The organism is Candidatus Tisiphia endosymbiont of Hybos culiciformis (genome assembly GCF_964030975.1).
In the GTDB taxonomy this organism is placed as follows: Bacteria; Pseudomonadota; Alphaproteobacteria; order Rickettsiales; family Rickettsiaceae; genus Tisiphia.
The window spans coordinates 615,782-631,160 of record NZ_CAXIQH010000001.1 but is presented as its reverse complement, the minus strand read 5'-3'; the positions used below and the strand labels follow the sequence as shown (position 1 = coordinate 631,160).

The window sequence follows — 15,379 nt, the reverse complement described above, 5'->3', positions numbered from 1 at the left end:
CATCTGAGTTTATATCCTAAAATATTTGGGTGAATGAATAAAATATTCGTGATATTTTCTTACTTGAATTGCAATCTTTAATTCTGATTTACAAAATGTCCTCTGAAAATGCAATACTTCTAGGTAAAAGCGACAATGGCAAACCTCTATACGCTGAAGGTTATCAACATATTTTATTACTAGCACCACAGGGGTCTGGCAAGGGGGTGTGTTTTGTCCTTCCTGCTTTGTTAACTTATTCCGAGTCATGCGTTGTTCATGATATAAAGCTCGAGAATTATGAACTTACAAGTGGATACAGAGAATCGATTGGACATAAGATTTTTGTTTTCAATCCGCTCTCGTGCAAAAACAAAACTCATAGATATAATCCGCTGGATTTTATTAATTTGGATTCTGAAGAAATAATCAATGACATTCAAAAGATTGCGGATTTATTAATCAAAGATAACGCTAGTAGTAAAAGCTTATTTACGGGGTTAGTTCTATATCTTTGCTACGATACTACCAAAACAAGATCGCTAGGTGAAATAGCAAGAATGCTACAAAGGAACTTAGTTCAAGAGCTGTCAGATGGAATTAATAAGGCAAAAGGTACAATTCATGAGTATGGTTTTGAAATACTCTCGTCTTTTCTGAGTAAAACTGGCAAGGAACAAAATTTCCTGATCAGGGAGCTAAGCCATTATCTATATCCATGGACTAACCCACTCATTGATTATGCGACTTCAAAATCAGACTTCGATATTGCTGATTTAAAAATAAGCAAAATGACTCTTTATGTTGGAGTAAACCCTGCTGATATCAACAGGCTACAACCAGTATTGCAATTATTCTACAACCATATGGCAGATAGGTTAATAAATGCCGCCCAAAACCTTGGTAATACTGAGAAAAACGCAGGGGTATGCTTATTGATGGATGAGTTTTATTCAGTTGGCACATTGGAAATGTTTACATCATGTTTGCCTTATTTCCGTGGTTACAAAATTAAATTGTTCTTGATATCGTCAAATATTGGCAAAATAGAGGAAGTTTACGGCGAAAATGAAACTAAAAATATTATATCAGACTGTACGTTTAAAATAGCATTCAGGGCTAATGATTATAAAACGGCAAATCTTATATCTGAATTATGCCAAGATCGGGAGAAAAATACAGAGCTGCTATCCCGGGAGCAAGTCATGAATTTGCCAGTAGATTCTCAAGTTATTTTAATGGGCAAAGAACAGCCTGTAATTTCAAAAAAAGTTTTCTATTATGATGACGAGAAAATGAAGAAAAAAATTATTGCCCCAGTGATGCTGTGATGATTTGTAAAATGTAGCACAGTCAAGATTATTTTTCATCGGGTTTGCTCCAACTTATTAAGCAAATACATGTAATTCTTGTATCGCTGGAATTAAAGGGCTTTCCTCAGGCAATTCAGTCTCGGGTTGCCCGATTTTCTGCCACTTTCTTTACCAATAATTCAGCACGATAGTCACGCCATCGTAAGTCCGGTATGAATCGTATTTTAATAATATTAAACATAAGTGGTAGAAAATGAAAATTTTATTATTTCTAATTTGTTTGTGTTCTACTCTTGCTATAGCAAGCGAACCTAACTATTATCCTAATCGACTTAATTGTTGTAAGGTTACTAAGAGTACAGTAAATGATTACGAACCGGAAGAGTTCCAACTATCCAATAACTTACTTAGAAGAACAGGGCAACACCCAATCTATCGTGGTACAAAAATCATAATAAAGGGTATATTGTTAGACCAAGATTGTGTTCCAGTATCAGATGCAAAAATATATTTATGGCAGGTTGGAAGTGACGGGAAATATCCATATGTACCACTTCGTACTCGTATCAATAAAAAAATGCTAAACCTTGTAAGTAAATCAAGTTTTACTGGGTCTGGTACGGCTACTACCAATAATAAAGGGGAATTTTATTTTGTTACTATACATCCTGGTAAAATTGGTCATGAAATTGCCAATGTAAACATTAGAGTTGAACATTTGGATATTGGACAATTACAGACCAAGTTATATTTATCTAACTCAACGATTGATTTAGATAATTGCGGAGAAGTTAGCCATGTTCTGACTAATGTTCATAGTGGCATCAGAACTTATGAGTTTAAAGTTGTGATGTCGGGGAGAACATTCAAAAGATATTAATGTTCTCAGTCTTTGCATCCGCAGCAATCTTCTACAATTGGCTTTTCTAAGGGTGGATTTTCTAATGGTTTTTTTAGTCCACAAGAAGTTAAGATTAAGCCGCTTAATAATATTAGAGGTAAAAAAATATTGTTTTTCATGATAATTAACAAATTAGTTGGAAATAATTCTACTGTTTATAGGTCTACTAAAAAATATAGCAAACTATTTTTTTTGATTGTAGCATATTTATTGTGCATCACTAATAGTTTTGCATTAGATTATAGCAAATCTGGCGTTAAAATGCTTGATTCATCTCCCGTTCCAGATACAGTATTTTTTTTTGATGATAAAGGTGAAAAATATTCTCTTGATAATTTTGAAGGAAAAACGATATTATTGGTATTTTGGGCAACATGGTGTGCATCTTGTGTTAAGGAAATGCCGGATTTAGATATATTGCAAAAAGATTTTAGAAAGCTACCATTTGCTGTAATTCCTGTATCACAAGATTATCAGGGAATAGAGGTTATACAGAAATATTATAAAAATTATGATATAAGATATTTACCAATCTACCATGATTTTAGGAATCAATTATTTAAAGCTCTTTCAATAGTAGGGGTACCAACTGCTATCCTAATTAGTCCAGATGGGAAAATGCTAGCAAGTTTTGTTGGTATTATTAACTGGTATGATACAGAAATTAGGAGTATTATTTTGTCAAATATTCCCGGGAATCATCCAGAACCCAAAAATAGTTACCGAGAACAAACTATTAATCAACCGATTAATAAACAGTTAGAACCTAAAGAGCAGAAAGATAAAAAACTAGAAATACAACAAAATATACAGGAAGAGCATAATGCTTCTGAAAAAACAAAAAAGGAGTAACTAATGCGTAAAGCACATAATAAAAATTCAATTGCCGAGGCGAAATTTGATCAGGTAGTTGCTAAACGTCAAGTAGGCAAGTTAGAGCAATTATTCTCCTTGCTACCTATAATAGGTTCCGGGACATCAAAACCAGTAGTTGCGGTTCTTCGCCTTAGTGGAGTTATAGGTAAAGTAAGCTCAATAAAATCAGGGCTAACTATTGAGTCGCTACATGAGTTAATTGATAAGGCTTTTGAAACCAAAAATCTTGAGGCTCTATGTTTAAGTATAAATTCTCCAGGTGGTTCACCTGTGCAATCTGAGCTGATTAGCAAACGTATAAGGTTATTAGCTCAAGAAAAGAAAATACCCGTTTATAGTTTTGTAGAAGATGTGGCAGCATCTGGCGGATATTGGCTTGCCTGTATTGGTGACCAAATATATGCATCTAGGAGCTCAATTATTGGTAGTATAGGAGTTGTTTCGGCTAGTTTCGGTTTTCCTGCTGCTATCAATAAACTTGGTATAGAAAGGAGAGTATATACAGAAGGTAAAAATAAATCTATTCTTGATCCATTCCAGCCAGTGCAGGAGAGAGACATTAAAATTATTAAGCATCTACAAAAACAGATTCACGGACATTTTATAGATTATGTCAAAGAGCGTCGAATCGGTAAGTTGACTCAAGAAGATGATATTTTATTTAATGGAGAATTCTGGTCTGGGAAAACTGCTGTTGATTTTGGTTTAATTGATGGTATAGATGACATGTATAGTTTTATAAAAAGGAAATATGGGGATGTAACTATTAAATATGTAGCTAATAAACAATCATGGCTTAAGAAAAAGCTTGGCATGGTCAGGCAGGATGTCGTACAAGAATTTTCTGATAGCTTGATTGAGTCGATAGATAATAAGATTACCTATGATAGATTTAATATACGGTAATATATAGCTAATCCTATTACATTATACCCAATTCGCAAATGTCTATTAGCAAAGCAACTTCTCGCAATGACGGAGTAACCCTAATCAGGTTACTCAACTTTTAATAACTTACAATAATAAATTATGAATTTTATCGATGAAGCTAAAATATATTTAAAAGCGGGTAATGGTGGTGATGGAGCGGTTAGTTTCCATCGAGAGAAATATATCGATATGGGAGGCCCTGACGGTGGAGATGGTGGTCGTGGTGGTAGCATTATTTTTAAAAGCAATTCTCATCTTAATACTTTAGTAAATTTCAGGTATAAACTACATTTTAAAGCAGAAAATGGTGAAAATGGTAAAGGTTCAAACCGAACTGGTAAATCTAAACCAGCTTTAGTATTGCAAGTACCAGTTGGAACGCAAATATTTTCAGAACACAATGATGTTCTACTATATGATTTTACTTCAGATGAACAAATTTTTGAAATAATTAAAGGGGGAAAGGGAGGACTTGGTAATAGCCATTTTAAGTCATCAATTAATCAAGCTCCGCGACGTAGAACTGAAGGTATCGTAGGAGAAGAGATGTGGGTAAATTTACAACTCAAACTACTTTCAGATGTTGGGCTTATAGGGTTACCTAATGCAGGGAAGTCCACTTTTCTTGCAGCAACGACTTCAGCAAAGCCTAAAATTGCTGATTACCCATTTACCACACTAAGCCCAAATCTTGGTGTTGTTTATGTAGATGATGAAGAATTTGTGATAGCTGATATCCCAGGTTTAATAGAAGGAGCCCATTTGGGACATGGACTCGGTGATAAGTTTCTAAAACATATTGAGAGATGTAATTTATTGATTCATTTGATATCAGCAACAAGTGATAATTTGCTTGCTGATTATCAAACCATTAGGAATGAACTTGAATCATATTCGAGTTCATTAAAAAATAAGACAGAAATAATTTGTTTGAATAAGTGCGATGTTTTGTTAGAAGAAGAAGTTCAAGACAAAATTACTGAATTGCAAAAAATTACCAGTGAGGAGATTTTTGCAGTTTCTGCCTATACAAGAACTGGATTAAATATGATAATAAAAAAAGCTCTTGAAAATATAAAAAGTACCAGACTATAAAACTAATCATGTTCGTGTATATTCAATGGATTATACTTGATAGTTGTTTTACTTGCCTCCCCAGGAAGCCCCACCATCAACGGTAATACATGAACCTGTAACATAACGAGATGCTTTGTTTGAGGCAAGGTATAAAATTGCCCCGTCAAGGTCACTAGGTTCTGCTATAAAATTTAGAGGGGTAAGTTCTTCTATTGCTTTACGTTTTTCTTCTGTATTTAATCGGTGATCTGTAAGCGGTGTATGAAATATACCAGGTATAATACAATTAATACGAATATGTGCTTTTGCCAACTCTCCGACTAATGCCTTTGTCATTTGGATAACAGATGCTTTAGAGGCACAGTAACCAGCGATATTTTCACATAAACGGTTGGCTCCATTGACACTACTAATATTGATAATACTCCCATGGATTCCATGGTTTCTCATATGATTAGCAACTTTTTTGGTAACGTACCAAACTCCCAATACATTGGTTTGCATAATAGACTCGAAATCATCTAGTTCACATGATGCAAAGATTGGGGTGGGTTTTGCAATTCCTGCATTATTAATGCAGATATCTATGAGTTCTCCTTGTTCTTTTAATGTATTAAAGGCTCTTTGAACAGATATCTTATCTGCTACATCCATTTCCAGGGCGATAGCGTTGTTAAGCTCAGAGGCTAAAGTTTGCAGTTTATCTAGTCTTCTACTAGCCAATATGATTCGTACCCCCACAGTAGAAAGAAGGCGAGAAAATTGCTCTCCGAGTCCACTACTTGCTCCTGTAATTAAAGCTGTTTTACCTGTTAAATTGAAAAGTTGCATTGTTTTAATCTTAATTACCAATTATATTCAAAGATACTACGCATTGGAATATAAAACAAGGGGTAAGAGAGTGCAGCGTAGTAAGGTAATTTATACCACTAATTCAGTTGAATCTGTTAATAGTCAATTGCGTAAAGTAACAAATAATAAGCGTGTTTTCCCTAGTGATAGTGCTGTTTTTAAAAGCTTATATTTGACAATTGACTATATGACCAAAAAATGGACTATAGTTATACCTATAGGATTAGGTGATAAAGAACATAACTATTGTAAGTTGTCATTCCCGCGTAGGCGGGAATCTAGATACCTGCTTTCGCAGGTATGACACAAAGTTTGTATCACCTAATTCAATAGGTTTCACTATATACCAGAAAGCACTCTCAGTTTTAGGACACTATTACCACGCATTCTCAATAATAATTGGTAGAGTGTAAGGTTTAATAATTATTAAATCAAATCTAACCCGATAGTTTTGATATTTTGGGTTAGAGCTTAAAAACATACTGGCAGCTCTTTTTATTCTCATCTGTTGATGAGTTGATAATATTCTATCATCCACGTCAGAACTCCTTGCTTTTACTTCTATAAAAACAAGTTGTTTACCACGTAGGGCAATAATATCAATCTCGCCGACATAATATTTCTTACGATGATAGAGAATTTGATAAAATTTAATTTTGTAAATAACAATAGCTACATACTCAGCTATTAAACCAAGCGTAATTTTCCTCATATAGCCGATATTTAAAATTAAACATTAAACGATTTCCCACATCCACAATTACCTTTTTCGTTTGGATTATTAAAAGTAAACCCTGATTTAAACTTATCTTCTACATAATCCATTTCACTTGCTAGAAGATACATTAGAGCTTTTGGATCAATTAATATTCTTACACCTTTATCTTCTAGCACCTCATCAAACTTATTTTTGACATCGGCATATTCTACATAATAAGATAGACCGGAACAACCTCCCGACTTTACGCCAATCCTAATACCAAAAGATGGTTTATCGCGTTTATCTATCAATCTTTTTATTTGCTGGGCGGCTGCATCAGTCAATGACATAACATTTTTCATAATAGTTACTATGATTTTTTAGTTTTATAATCAGCTATTGCCGCTTTTATGGCATCTTCTGCCAATAAAGAACAATGAAGTTTTACTGGCGGCAAAGATAATTCCTTGGCTATTTCAGTATTTTTTATACTACCAGCCTCATCAAGGGATTTACCCTTAACCCATTCAGTTACTAAGGAGCTTGAAGCAATAGCAGAACCACAACCAAATGTTTTAAATTTTGCATCTGTAATAATTCCATCTTTACTAACTTTAATTTGTAGCTTCATTACATCACCACAGGCAGGAGCTCCAACAAGACCTGTCCCAACATATGCATCATTTTTGTCTAATGATCCCACGTTACGCGGATTTTCGTAATGATCCAGTACTTTTAAACTATAGCCCATGTTATTCCCTATATTAATAATTATTACTTCTTCTAACAATCTTTAGTGCCATTCTTGCCAGCATTAAGTCCCGCAACTCTTTGTCATTCCCGCGTAGGCGGGAATCTAGATACCTGCTTTCGCAGGTATGACATTAAACTTAAGCAGGGACAACACAAAACAGGATTGCTTCGTCGCCACTAAAGTAGCTCCTCGCAATGACGGTGGTACCCTTAATAAAATATTTGTGGGTAACTACATCCACTTTTGCTTATTCCCTTATGATTTCAGTAGCAATAAAATCACTTTCGGCTATTTCTTTATTCAGTAACGAGGTGCTGTTTCTATCTATACAATCCTCTATCAGTTCTTTTAAACTAAAAGCACAAGAAAGAACAGTAAATTCCTCTTCTTTGAATGACATTGAGACCACACCCTGTTTGGTAGAAATTTTTTCTGCCATTGCTTCAAGTTTACTTTGGCTTTTAGCAGTTAAAATTGTAAACGGATGATATGATATCCCTGAATGTTTGCCCCCACCAGCATCATTAAATTCTAGTAACTTCAAGGAAGAGGTATCTGCTTTTCTCCCTACCTCTATGGCAGCTATAGATACTAAATTTACTAATTTAGCAGGAGATAGCTGTTTACTTGCTACAATTGACACTTTATGAGGTGCAGAACTGATGCTCTGACCTATATACTGCTCTATAAATTCAAACTTTCTTTGTTCAGGAGTAGAATAGAATGGTTTATATCCAGATAAAATTTTACTATTTCCTTTTAGCATCGCCTTAATTTCTTCCACTGTATCAGTATCTGTACAAATAGTAATCCCATAATATTGTAAACTTTCTACAGGGGTTTCTGATGTTCTTTTCAATTGTTCTTCAGCTGTACCTTCAGTCATGGTATTCGTGAAATCGGAAAAAACAGATCCTAACCGGGATTGACATTCCTCTCTTACTTTGCGTATTGAATCACCATCTGCAAAATAGACTTCCACAGCAGGCATCTTCCCTTCAGGAAATCTATGCCCCATTCCTAGGGACATATGACCCAAAGCATTTAATGATTTACCAAATGGGATATCTTGATTTAAAATTGAAAATAGTGTATTTAATTTTGACATTTTATGCCTCTAATATTAAATTTGTCAGTGTACCGCCCACTTGATTTGCTTCAAATTAACTCCCTCTTGAACCATCTCCCAAAGAGGGCTTAGTTCTCTTAACTTGTTAATTTTTGACTTTATTAACTCTACAGCATAATCTATTTCTTCTTTAGTGGTAAATCTACCAATACCGAACCTAATCGATGTATGTGCCATTTCTTCGTCAACCCCCATAGCTCTTAACACGTATGACGGTTCCAGTGAAGATGAGGTACAAGCTGAACCAGACGAAACGGCTAAATCCTTAATAGCCAATATCATCGACTCACCTTCGACATAAGCAAAACTTAAATTTAGATTTCCCTTATATCTCCTATTCATATCACCGTTTAAATAGACATCAGCAATTTGTTTAGTAATATTATTATAAAATCTATCAAAAAGCTCTTCTACGCGTTTAGCATCTTTTGACATTTCAGACAGAGCTAATTCGCTAGCTGCCCCAAGCCCAACAATTAAAGGAGTTGGTAGAGTCCCAGAACGCATACCTCTTTCCTGCCCACCACCATTTAAAATTGGCACTAATCGTACCCTAGGCTTTTTCCTGACATATAAAGCACCAATACCTTTGGGACCATAAATTTTATGTCCAGAAATACTTGCCAGATCAATGTTACAATCATTAACATCTATGGGAATTTTACCATATCCTTGGGCGATGTCTGAATGAAAAAATACACCTAATTCCCGACAAATTTTGCCAATTTCTTTAATTGGTTGGATAACACCGATTTCATTATTTACCGCCATCACTGATACCAACATAGTTTGGTCGGTTATGGCATTTCTTAATTGTTGTAAATCAATCAAACCACTTGGCTGAATTGGCAAATATGTTACCTTAAACCCTTCATTCTCTAAATGCCGGCAGGCATCTAAAACGCATTTATGTTCACTTATCACCGTCACTATGTGATTTTTTTTACTACCATAGAATTTAGCAATACCTTTTATCGCTAAATTATTAGATTCAGTAGCACCAGAAGTAAAAATAATTTCTTTAGGATCAGCACCAATAAGCCTTGCCACTTGTTCTCTTGACTTTTCCACAGCCTCTTCGGCTTCCCAACCAAAAGAATGGCTCCTAGAGTGCGGATTACCAAATTTAGTGGTAAAATATGGCAGCATACATTCCAAGACCCTTGGATCCATAGGAGTTGTCGATTGATAATCCATATAAATTGGTAGTGATTTACCACTTAATTTTACTTTTTGTCTTAATTTTTCTAATTTATCCATACTAAGTTACCCTTTAGTGTCATTCCAACAGGAATATCATCCCTGCTTCAGTGCGGGATCTAGATTCCCGCCTACGCGGGAATGACAACTTACAATTTTGCATCATCCCCACTCAACTTACTGTCCATCCCTGCTTCAGTGCGGGTTCTAGCACAACTGTCGAAAGTTAGAAGAGGAAGCGAGTTTTGTGTCATCCCTGCGTAGGCAGGGATCTAAAATAGCTTCAAAAAACTCTAGAATATTATAGATTCCCGCCGTAGCTAGGAATGACACCATAACTTTCAAACTACCATGATGACCTCTAAACCCGCTCTACCTTCTAACTTTCGACAGTTGTGAGTTCTAGATTCCCGCCTTTGCTAAGAATGACATAGCGGATAATATACTTCTTCAAACGCTTTAATAAATGTCACAACATCTTCAATAGTTTGTTGATAATCAAAACTTACTCTAATCGAAGACCTAGCATCATCCTCACTAAATCCCATGGAAGATAATACATGTGACTTACCAACTTTCCCTGATGAACAGGCAGAACCGGAGCTAACCGCTATACCCCGTAAATCAAAAGCTATCAACTTGGTTTGTGCATCAGTTTTGGACACAATCATCAAGGTGGTATTAGGTAGTCTTTCGACATTCTTCGAGACTATTTTAACATTGCTATAGTGGAGTAAATTTTGCTCCAAATATGTCTGTAATTTTTTCATTTTGTTATATCTATCTTCTACCTCATTAACAGCTATTGATGATGCAAGCCCGAACGAAGCAATTGCCAGTACATTTTCTGTACCTGATCGAATATTCCTCTCTTGCCCTCCACCAATCATCATCGCTTTAAGCGTATGTCCTGCCTTGACAATCAAAGCACTACTTCCTTGTACTCCTCCTAATTTGTGAGCCGATATAGTAGCAAAATCAACTGCTAATTCTTTAATATTGACCGGTATTTTACCAACTGCTTGCACACAATCACTGTGAAATACCGCCCCATATTTTTGGGCAATTTTAACCAACTGTTGTATATTTTGCACAACACCACTTTCATTATTAGCCAGCATCACAGAAACTAGCTTTTTACTAGCTAGACTTGCCAATAATAATTGTTCTAAATGGTCAATATCAACAATGCCATCACTATCAACACGGATAATTTTAATATTATCTCGATATTTAGTGTGATCAAAGATCGATAAATGCTCTATGCTAGAAACAAAAATTTCTCCGTCATAATAATTATTCATCAGCAAATTATTACTCTCTGTGCCAGAGGAAGTAAAAATTACCTGATATTCTCTAGAATTTATATCAACGCCAACAGATTTCGCAACCTGCTGCCTAGCTATTTCCACTAAACTCCGAGCATAACGCCCTTTGCTATGAATGGAAGACGGATTATAATATGCCTCTTTCATCAAATTCTCCATCAGTTCCTTAACCTTAGGATGAATGCTAGTAGTAGCATTATGATCTAAATATAACATAATTTATCAGCCCACTAATATAAAAGTTGTAAAAAAAATAATTTTTATATTAGTTTTAGTATATGGAAGTTTATAGATAACCCAATTAGCACTACTTCGTCCATTAGTGAGTAGTGCTTATGCACACGAAGCAGTACTGTTTTTTGTGTCATCCCTGCTTCGGTGCGGGATATAGATTCCCGCCTACGCGGGAATGACAATTTACAATTGCTTCGTCGCTACTAAAGTAGCTCCTCGCAATGACAAGTTATTGGTACATACGTCATTGCGAGACCACGTGAGTGGTCGTGGCAATCCATTTCTAAATTTTCCTGGATTGCTTCGTCGGCTTATATACCTCCTCGCAATGACGGAGTAATGTTAATCGGGTTAGCTATGTACCTAAAGCATATCAGCTATAGAAATGGTATCAAAATAGTTCCTTATATGCCGACTTAAACCCAACCATAAATGATGGGCGTTACATTGCACTTTATTAGGTACGCAACTACTTCCGGATTTCCCTAAACATCTGGTCATTTCAATATTCTCATCTACCGCATCAATAATATTAGTAATCTTGATATTATCTAATTTCTCATTAATGATGTAACCACCTTTTGGACCTTTCGTTGCTCTAACTATATTAGCCTTCTTAAGTTTTGCAAAAATTTGTTCCAAATAATTAACCGGTATATGTTGTTTTGCTGAAATTTCAGCCAAGGTAACAGGCATATCTGACATTTGTGATGCGATTTCTAAGATTGCCATCACTGCATATCGCCCCTTTGTAGTTAATTGCATACAAACAACTCCACCAATTATAACATAATCTTATAATATCCTACTAATTTAGTCAAGTATTATATCAACAAAAAAATCCCATTGACAGTAACAAAATTGGTAACTAAACTTTACTTCACTATTACTATAAAATTGAATTAATATCATATTATAAATTTTAAAATGGAGAGTAACTATGTTTAAGAGCCAAGAAGATAATGCTACCTCTACAAGTGAAGAAATAACAGAAGAACAACACAAAAAAAAATATGAAGAATTTTTAGCCTCTTTAGAAAGCTCCCGAGCAAAACTTGAGGGAAAGTCAGTAGAAGAAATCAAAGAATTGAGCCTATTAGAATTGGCTAAGTATTTTTGTGATGATTATCTGCTTATCATAAAACAGCAAAAACAGAGTCAAATTCTTTCTGACCCTACCATCTACCATGAGGAGCCAAAACACAACGCGTATATCTATTTAGACAAACACACTAAACCTGATATGGACAAGTTCACATCAGCTTTTGATGCACTGAGAATTAAGATTTTAAATTTGTCAGAAGCAGATAAAATTGCTTCTGGTACATTCACCATCTTGGAAGCGATAAAAAATAATATGACCTCCTTACAGTCAACAGCACCTGTATTTTGCCATGACAAAATATCAGATCTCAAATCTCCAATTGGAGATACACTATCTAATATTGTTATTCGTTATTGGGAATTGTTAAAGTCTCCTTATAACCGAACGACTTTGGAAAAAATTATCAATAGTCAGGACGGTACATATCTTACTGAAGAACAGCAATCTACTGTTGATGTTAGCTATGAAACATTCACAATGGAAACAGTGTCATATAATATATCCGAGCAATCACAAACTCTGGATAGTAATATTCAAGTACCTACAACTGGTTCTAGTAATTTAGGTGACGATGATTTAGCTTAAATGAACTAGCATAAATATAGCTAACCAAAAAGGTTTTAGCCATACAACTGACGTCATTGCGAGAAAGACCGTAGGTCGACGAAGCAATCCTGTTTTGTGTTAACCTTGCGAAAGCAGGTATCTAGATTCCCGCCGTTGCTAAGAATGGCAACTTTTTCGTTGAAGCAAATGGGTGAATACTAACCCTGGTTAGCTATATAAATATATCAAATTTGATGTATACATGATATATATACTATCTATACTTCAAAAATTATCCTAAATGCGAATTTTCTGCAATTTATTGATTATTAAAATTATTATTTTGTTACCGATTTGTAGTTTGGCACAAGCTGATAAGCAGGGAATAAACAAGCAGTTTAGCTTTTTGTCCACAGATTATATTGAATATAGCCAAAAGGAACAATTTATTTATGCTAAAGGTAATGTTCAAATCATATTAGATAATTATTTTCTAACGGCTAATTCCTTGATTTATGATATAAGACAAGATCAGCTCTGGGCTGAGGGAAATGTTAGAATTACAGAACAGCAAAATAGAGTTCAAAATAAAGTTATTTTAGGAGAATTCGTCATATTAAAAGATAAGCTAAAGGCAGGAATAATTTCAGACTTTGTTTTATATTTTGGTGATAATACGCTTTTAACGTCAAAATTAGCTGAAAGAGTAAATGAAGATGTTTTTCGGTTGCATAATAGTACCTTTACCCCATGTAAAATACTATGCAACCAAAAACCTATTTGGCAAATTTCTGCAAAGAATACAGAGATAGATTTACATAAGAACAAAATGGTTTATAAGCATCTATTTTTCGAGGTATATGGTATCCCAATCTTCTATACTCCCTATTTTTCTCATCCAACACCTAAGGCTCCTGCAAAATCGGGAATGTTGACACCTGGAATGCAAGATAGTGCTTTAGGGATACCACTATATTATAGAGCTAAACCTAATCTAGATTTTACTCTAACCCCTAGGGTTTTTTGGGGAAAATATACGATTTTTGAACTAGAAACTCGTTACAAACCAAATGAAAGTGATTATATATCTTTAGATGCTAACTATGGTAAAGTGCCGTATTCCTTAAAGAATGGTGATATAACGATAAAAAATACTAAGGTAAACTCATATTATCTATTAAGCAATGGTAATTTCACCACAAACGATTATCGATACGGATTTAGGTTGCAACGTACTTCTGATAAAGCCTACTTAAAAAACTATTATAATAATTATACTTCATATTTGACCTCTAAGTTATATTTAGAACATGTCAATAATTACAATTACTTATTAATGGAAGGGATGTATTTTGAAGGACTAGGAACAAATGATTCTAGTAACACCAGTCCATTAATTTTCCCCAAAGTTAGAACTAAGAATGTTATACCCTTAAATGACGATGAAACTACTAACATAGTTATTGAGAATAATGCATTAATCTATAAAGAAAGAAACGGCAGAAAACTAGGGCAAGTTGCATTACAACTTGCAGTGGATAATAATTTCTTAACTTCATCTGGTCATTTATTTAATATTACCTTACGGAATAGATCAGACATATATTTTATTAATCACCTATATTCAAATAATTCTAGGCAGAGCAAGGTTCTTGCGAGGAATATACCAGAAATTCAAAATACTTGGCGTTATCCATTAGCTGGATCAATCTTTGATAAAGCTAGCCTATTTGTCGAACCAATTATATCGGCAACTATTGGACGCAAACATAATTCTAATAAGAAATTTTCCTTTATTGATCCATCGAAATATGAACTATCGGAAAATAATATATTTAGTTCCAATCGCTATAGTGGTATAGATCGCCATGAATTTGACAATAGATTAAGTTATGGAATTAGTTCTTCTATACTTTCAGAGCAAAATTATTCAAGTTTATTCCTAGGACAAACCTACAATAATAATCTTATTAATAACAAATCTATTGATAATATTGAAAATGTTGGCAGAATTTCCAGTAGCTTTTCTGATAAAATGGAGCTGTTCTATAGATTTAGAAAAAGTAAGAATTTTAGCCCCATTAGAGATGAATTAGGTGGCACCCTTAACTCTAAGACAGTTCAGTTAACTGTTGGATTGGTTCAAATTTCTAACGTACAGAAATATTATTCTACAAATGAATTAATTGATAATAAAGTAAGACAACTTTACTATAACTTTACTTATCAATTGACAGAAAATTGGTCAGTTGCCTATGATATGAGAATAGATTGGTTAAAAAACAAAATAAATGTTCTTTCTAAGAGTATCCAGGTGACATACTTGAACGATTGTGTTAAAATAGCAGGAAAACTTTCAGACAATTATATGGGAGATAGTAGTAGGGGGATAAAAAAGATTTTTGCTGTCCCTACTATTTCTGTAGGTCTAAAAATATTAAATATGTGAGCCTAA

General features: G+C 34.4%; 20 protein-coding genes and 1 pseudogene. 11 read left to right on the top strand and 10 right to left on the bottom strand.

Translation table 11 applies throughout. The annotated features are described in order from the left end of the window. Positions 1-95 precede the first annotated feature (95 nt). From ACQH2P_RS03360 to obgE, 5 genes are all read left to right on the top strand, one after another. Positions 96-1,310, top strand: a complete 1,215-nt coding sequence (locus tag ACQH2P_RS03360; RefSeq protein WP_425363001.1) for a type IV secretory system conjugative DNA transfer family protein — start codon at positions 96-98, stop codon at positions 1,308-1,310. Positions 1,311-1,545: 235 nt separating this feature from the next. Continuing rightward, a complete protein-coding gene (locus tag ACQH2P_RS03355) occupies positions 1,546-2,172 on the top strand; it encodes a dioxygenase family protein (protein ID WP_425363000.1) in 627 nt (208 codons plus the stop codon). Positions 2,173-2,310: 138 nt separating this feature from the next. Next, on the top strand, positions 2,311-3,045 hold the full coding sequence (locus ACQH2P_RS03350) for a TlpA disulfide reductase family protein (protein ID WP_425362999.1): 735 nt from the start codon (positions 2,311-2,313) through the stop codon (positions 3,043-3,045). A 3-nt stretch (positions 3,046-3,048) separates the two neighbouring features. Beyond that, positions 3,049-3,975, top strand: a complete 927-nt coding sequence (locus ACQH2P_RS03345) for a S49 family peptidase (RefSeq protein ID WP_425362998.1) — start codon at positions 3,049-3,051, stop codon at positions 3,973-3,975. A 123-nt stretch (positions 3,976-4,098) separates the two neighbouring features. After that, positions 4,099-5,094 (top strand): GTPase ObgE, encoded by a 996-nt coding sequence (gene obgE / locus ACQH2P_RS03340; RefSeq protein ID WP_425362997.1) that lies wholly within the window; start codon positions 4,099-4,101, stop codon positions 5,092-5,094. 48 nt (positions 5,095-5,142) lie between these two features. Here obgE and ACQH2P_RS03335 read toward each other — a convergent pair whose 3' ends face one another. After that, positions 5,143-5,907, bottom strand: coding sequence for an SDR family NAD(P)-dependent oxidoreductase (locus ACQH2P_RS03335; RefSeq protein WP_425362996.1), 765 nt, complete (start codon positions 5,905-5,907; stop codon positions 5,143-5,145). A gap of 82 nt (positions 5,908-5,989) precedes the next feature. Between ACQH2P_RS03335 and ACQH2P_RS03330 the strand changes: the two are divergent. Then, positions 5,990-6,232 (top strand): annotated as a pseudogene (locus ACQH2P_RS03330) (transposase); the annotation flags it as partial. Beyond that, positions 6,156-6,341, top strand: a complete 186-nt coding sequence (locus ACQH2P_RS03325) for a hypothetical protein (protein WP_425362995.1) — start codon at positions 6,156-6,158, stop codon at positions 6,339-6,341. The pseudogene ACQH2P_RS03330 and the gene ACQH2P_RS03325, both read left to right, overlap by 77 nt. Here the strand turns inward: ACQH2P_RS03325 and ACQH2P_RS03320 are convergent. Genes ACQH2P_RS03320 through iscU form a run of 3 tightly spaced genes read right to left on the bottom strand, consistent with a single transcriptional unit; the run spans position 6,305 to position 7,379 of the window. Continuing rightward, the gene (locus tag ACQH2P_RS03320) at positions 6,305-6,640 is read right to left on the bottom strand and encodes a YraN family protein (RefSeq protein WP_425362994.1); all 336 of its coding nucleotides are present in this window, start codon (positions 6,638-6,640) and stop codon (positions 6,305-6,307) included. The two genes, ACQH2P_RS03325 and ACQH2P_RS03320, sit on opposite strands and share 37 nt — an antisense overlap. Positions 6,641-6,657: 17 nt before the next feature. Beyond that, positions 6,658-6,990, bottom strand: coding sequence for a HesB/IscA family protein (locus ACQH2P_RS03315; protein WP_425362993.1), 333 nt, complete (start codon positions 6,988-6,990; stop codon positions 6,658-6,660). Positions 6,991-6,998: 8 nt separating this feature from the next. After that, entirely contained in the window at positions 6,999-7,379 is a 381-nt protein-coding gene (iscU, locus tag ACQH2P_RS03310; protein ID WP_425364094.1) for a Fe-S cluster assembly scaffold IscU, read from the bottom strand. A 45-nt stretch (positions 7,380-7,424) separates the two neighbouring features. On the opposite strand from iscU, the gene ACQH2P_RS03305 reads away from it, so the two are divergent. Then, entirely contained in the window at positions 7,425-7,562 is a 138-nt protein-coding gene (locus ACQH2P_RS03305) for a hypothetical protein (RefSeq protein ID WP_425362992.1), read from the top strand. A gap of 67 nt (positions 7,563-7,629) precedes the next feature. Here ACQH2P_RS03305 and ACQH2P_RS03300 read toward each other — a convergent pair whose 3' ends face one another. The 5 genes from ACQH2P_RS03300 to ACQH2P_RS03280 all read right to left on the bottom strand — a co-directional run bounded on the left by ACQH2P_RS03300 (position 7,630) and on the right by ACQH2P_RS03280 (position 11,455). Then, positions 7,630-8,490, bottom strand: coding sequence for a DUF2000 family protein (locus ACQH2P_RS03300; RefSeq protein WP_425362991.1), 861 nt, complete (start codon positions 8,488-8,490; stop codon positions 7,630-7,632). 24 nt (positions 8,491-8,514) lie between these two features. Continuing rightward, positions 8,515-9,771 carry an IscS subfamily cysteine desulfurase gene (locus tag ACQH2P_RS03295; protein WP_425362990.1) on the bottom strand — a complete coding sequence of 419 codons (1,257 nt, stop codon included), beginning with the start codon at positions 9,769-9,771 and terminating at the stop codon, positions 8,515-8,517. 147 nt (positions 9,772-9,918) lie between these two features. Next, positions 9,919-10,044 carry a hypothetical protein gene (locus ACQH2P_RS03290; protein WP_425362989.1) on the bottom strand — a complete coding sequence of 42 codons (126 nt, stop codon included), beginning with the start codon at positions 10,042-10,044 and terminating at the stop codon, positions 9,919-9,921. Between the two features lie 86 nt (positions 10,045-10,130). Beyond that, positions 10,131-11,255, bottom strand: coding sequence for a cysteine desulfurase family protein (locus ACQH2P_RS03285; RefSeq protein WP_425362988.1), 1,125 nt, complete (start codon positions 11,253-11,255; stop codon positions 10,131-10,133). Positions 11,256-11,299: 44 nt separating this feature from the next. Continuing rightward, positions 11,300-11,455 (bottom strand): hypothetical protein, encoded by a 156-nt coding sequence (locus tag ACQH2P_RS03280; RefSeq protein WP_425362987.1) that lies wholly within the window; start codon positions 11,453-11,455, stop codon positions 11,300-11,302. On the opposite strand from ACQH2P_RS03280, the gene ACQH2P_RS03275 reads away from it, so the two are divergent. Continuing rightward, positions 11,449-11,613 (top strand): hypothetical protein, encoded by a 165-nt coding sequence (locus tag ACQH2P_RS03275; protein WP_425362986.1) that lies wholly within the window; start codon positions 11,449-11,451, stop codon positions 11,611-11,613. The genes ACQH2P_RS03280 and ACQH2P_RS03275 overlap by 7 nt on opposite strands. Positions 11,614-11,636: 23 nt before the next feature. On the opposite strand, the gene ACQH2P_RS03270 is transcribed toward ACQH2P_RS03275, so the two are convergent. Beyond that, entirely contained in the window at positions 11,637-12,038 is a 402-nt protein-coding gene (locus ACQH2P_RS03270) for an Rrf2 family transcriptional regulator (protein ID WP_425362985.1), read from the bottom strand. A 175-nt stretch (positions 12,039-12,213) separates the two neighbouring features. On the opposite strand from ACQH2P_RS03270, the gene ACQH2P_RS03265 reads away from it, so the two are divergent. Then, positions 12,214-12,963 carry a hypothetical protein gene (locus ACQH2P_RS03265; protein ID WP_425362984.1) on the top strand — a complete coding sequence of 250 codons (750 nt, stop codon included), beginning with the start codon at positions 12,214-12,216 and terminating at the stop codon, positions 12,961-12,963. Between the two features lie 262 nt (positions 12,964-13,225). Continuing rightward, a complete protein-coding gene (locus ACQH2P_RS03260) occupies positions 13,226-15,373 on the top strand; it encodes an LPS-assembly protein LptD (RefSeq protein WP_425362983.1) in 2,148 nt (715 codons plus the stop codon). The last annotated feature ends 6 nt before the right edge of the window (positions 15,374-15,379 follow it).

Bases quoted from the DNA above. Each gene is read 5' to 3' on its own strand.
- ACQH2P_RS03360 (WP_425363001.1), top strand. From the start codon at position 96: ATGTCCTCTGAAAATGCAATACTTCTAGGTAAAAGCGACAATGGCAAA.
- ACQH2P_RS03355 (WP_425363000.1), top strand. From the start codon at position 1,546: ATGAAAATTTTATTATTTCTAATTTGTTTGTGTTCTACTCTTGCTATA.
- ACQH2P_RS03350 (WP_425362999.1), top strand. From the start codon at position 2,311: ATGATAATTAACAAATTAGTTGGAAATAATTCTACTGTTTATAGGTCT.
- ACQH2P_RS03345 (WP_425362998.1), top strand. From the start codon at position 3,049: ATGCGTAAAGCACATAATAAAAATTCAATTGCCGAGGCGAAATTTGAT.
- obgE (WP_425362997.1), top strand. From the start codon at position 4,099: ATGAATTTTATCGATGAAGCTAAAATATATTTAAAAGCGGGTAATGGT.
- ACQH2P_RS03335 (WP_425362996.1), bottom strand. From the start codon at position 5,907: ATGCAACTTTTCAATTTAACAGGTAAAACAGCTTTAATTACAGGAGCA.
- ACQH2P_RS03320 (WP_425362994.1), bottom strand. From the start codon at position 6,640: ATGAGGAAAATTACGCTTGGTTTAATAGCTGAGTATGTAGCTATTGTT.
- ACQH2P_RS03315 (WP_425362993.1), bottom strand. From the start codon at position 6,990: ATGAAAAATGTTATGTCATTGACTGATGCAGCCGCCCAGCAAATAAAA.
- iscU (WP_425364094.1), bottom strand. From the start codon at position 7,379: ATGGGCTATAGTTTAAAAGTACTGGATCATTACGAAAATCCGCGTAAC.
- ACQH2P_RS03300 (WP_425362991.1), bottom strand. From the start codon at position 8,490: ATGTCAAAATTAAATACACTATTTTCAATTTTAAATCAAGATATCCCA.
- ACQH2P_RS03295 (WP_425362990.1), bottom strand. From the start codon at position 9,771: ATGGATAAATTAGAAAAATTAAGACAAAAAGTAAAATTAAGTGGTAAA.
- ACQH2P_RS03285 (WP_425362988.1), bottom strand. From the start codon at position 11,255: ATGTTATATTTAGATCATAATGCTACTACTAGCATTCATCCTAAGGTT.
- ACQH2P_RS03275 (WP_425362986.1), top strand. From the start codon at position 11,449: ATGACAATTTACAATTGCTTCGTCGCTACTAAAGTAGCTCCTCGCAAT.
- ACQH2P_RS03270 (WP_425362985.1), bottom strand. From the start codon at position 12,038: ATGCAATTAACTACAAAGGGGCGATATGCAGTGATGGCAATCTTAGAA.
- ACQH2P_RS03265 (WP_425362984.1), top strand. From the start codon at position 12,214: ATGTTTAAGAGCCAAGAAGATAATGCTACCTCTACAAGTGAAGAAATA.
- ACQH2P_RS03260 (WP_425362983.1), top strand. From the start codon at position 13,226: ATGCGAATTTTCTGCAATTTATTGATTATTAAAATTATTATTTTGTTA.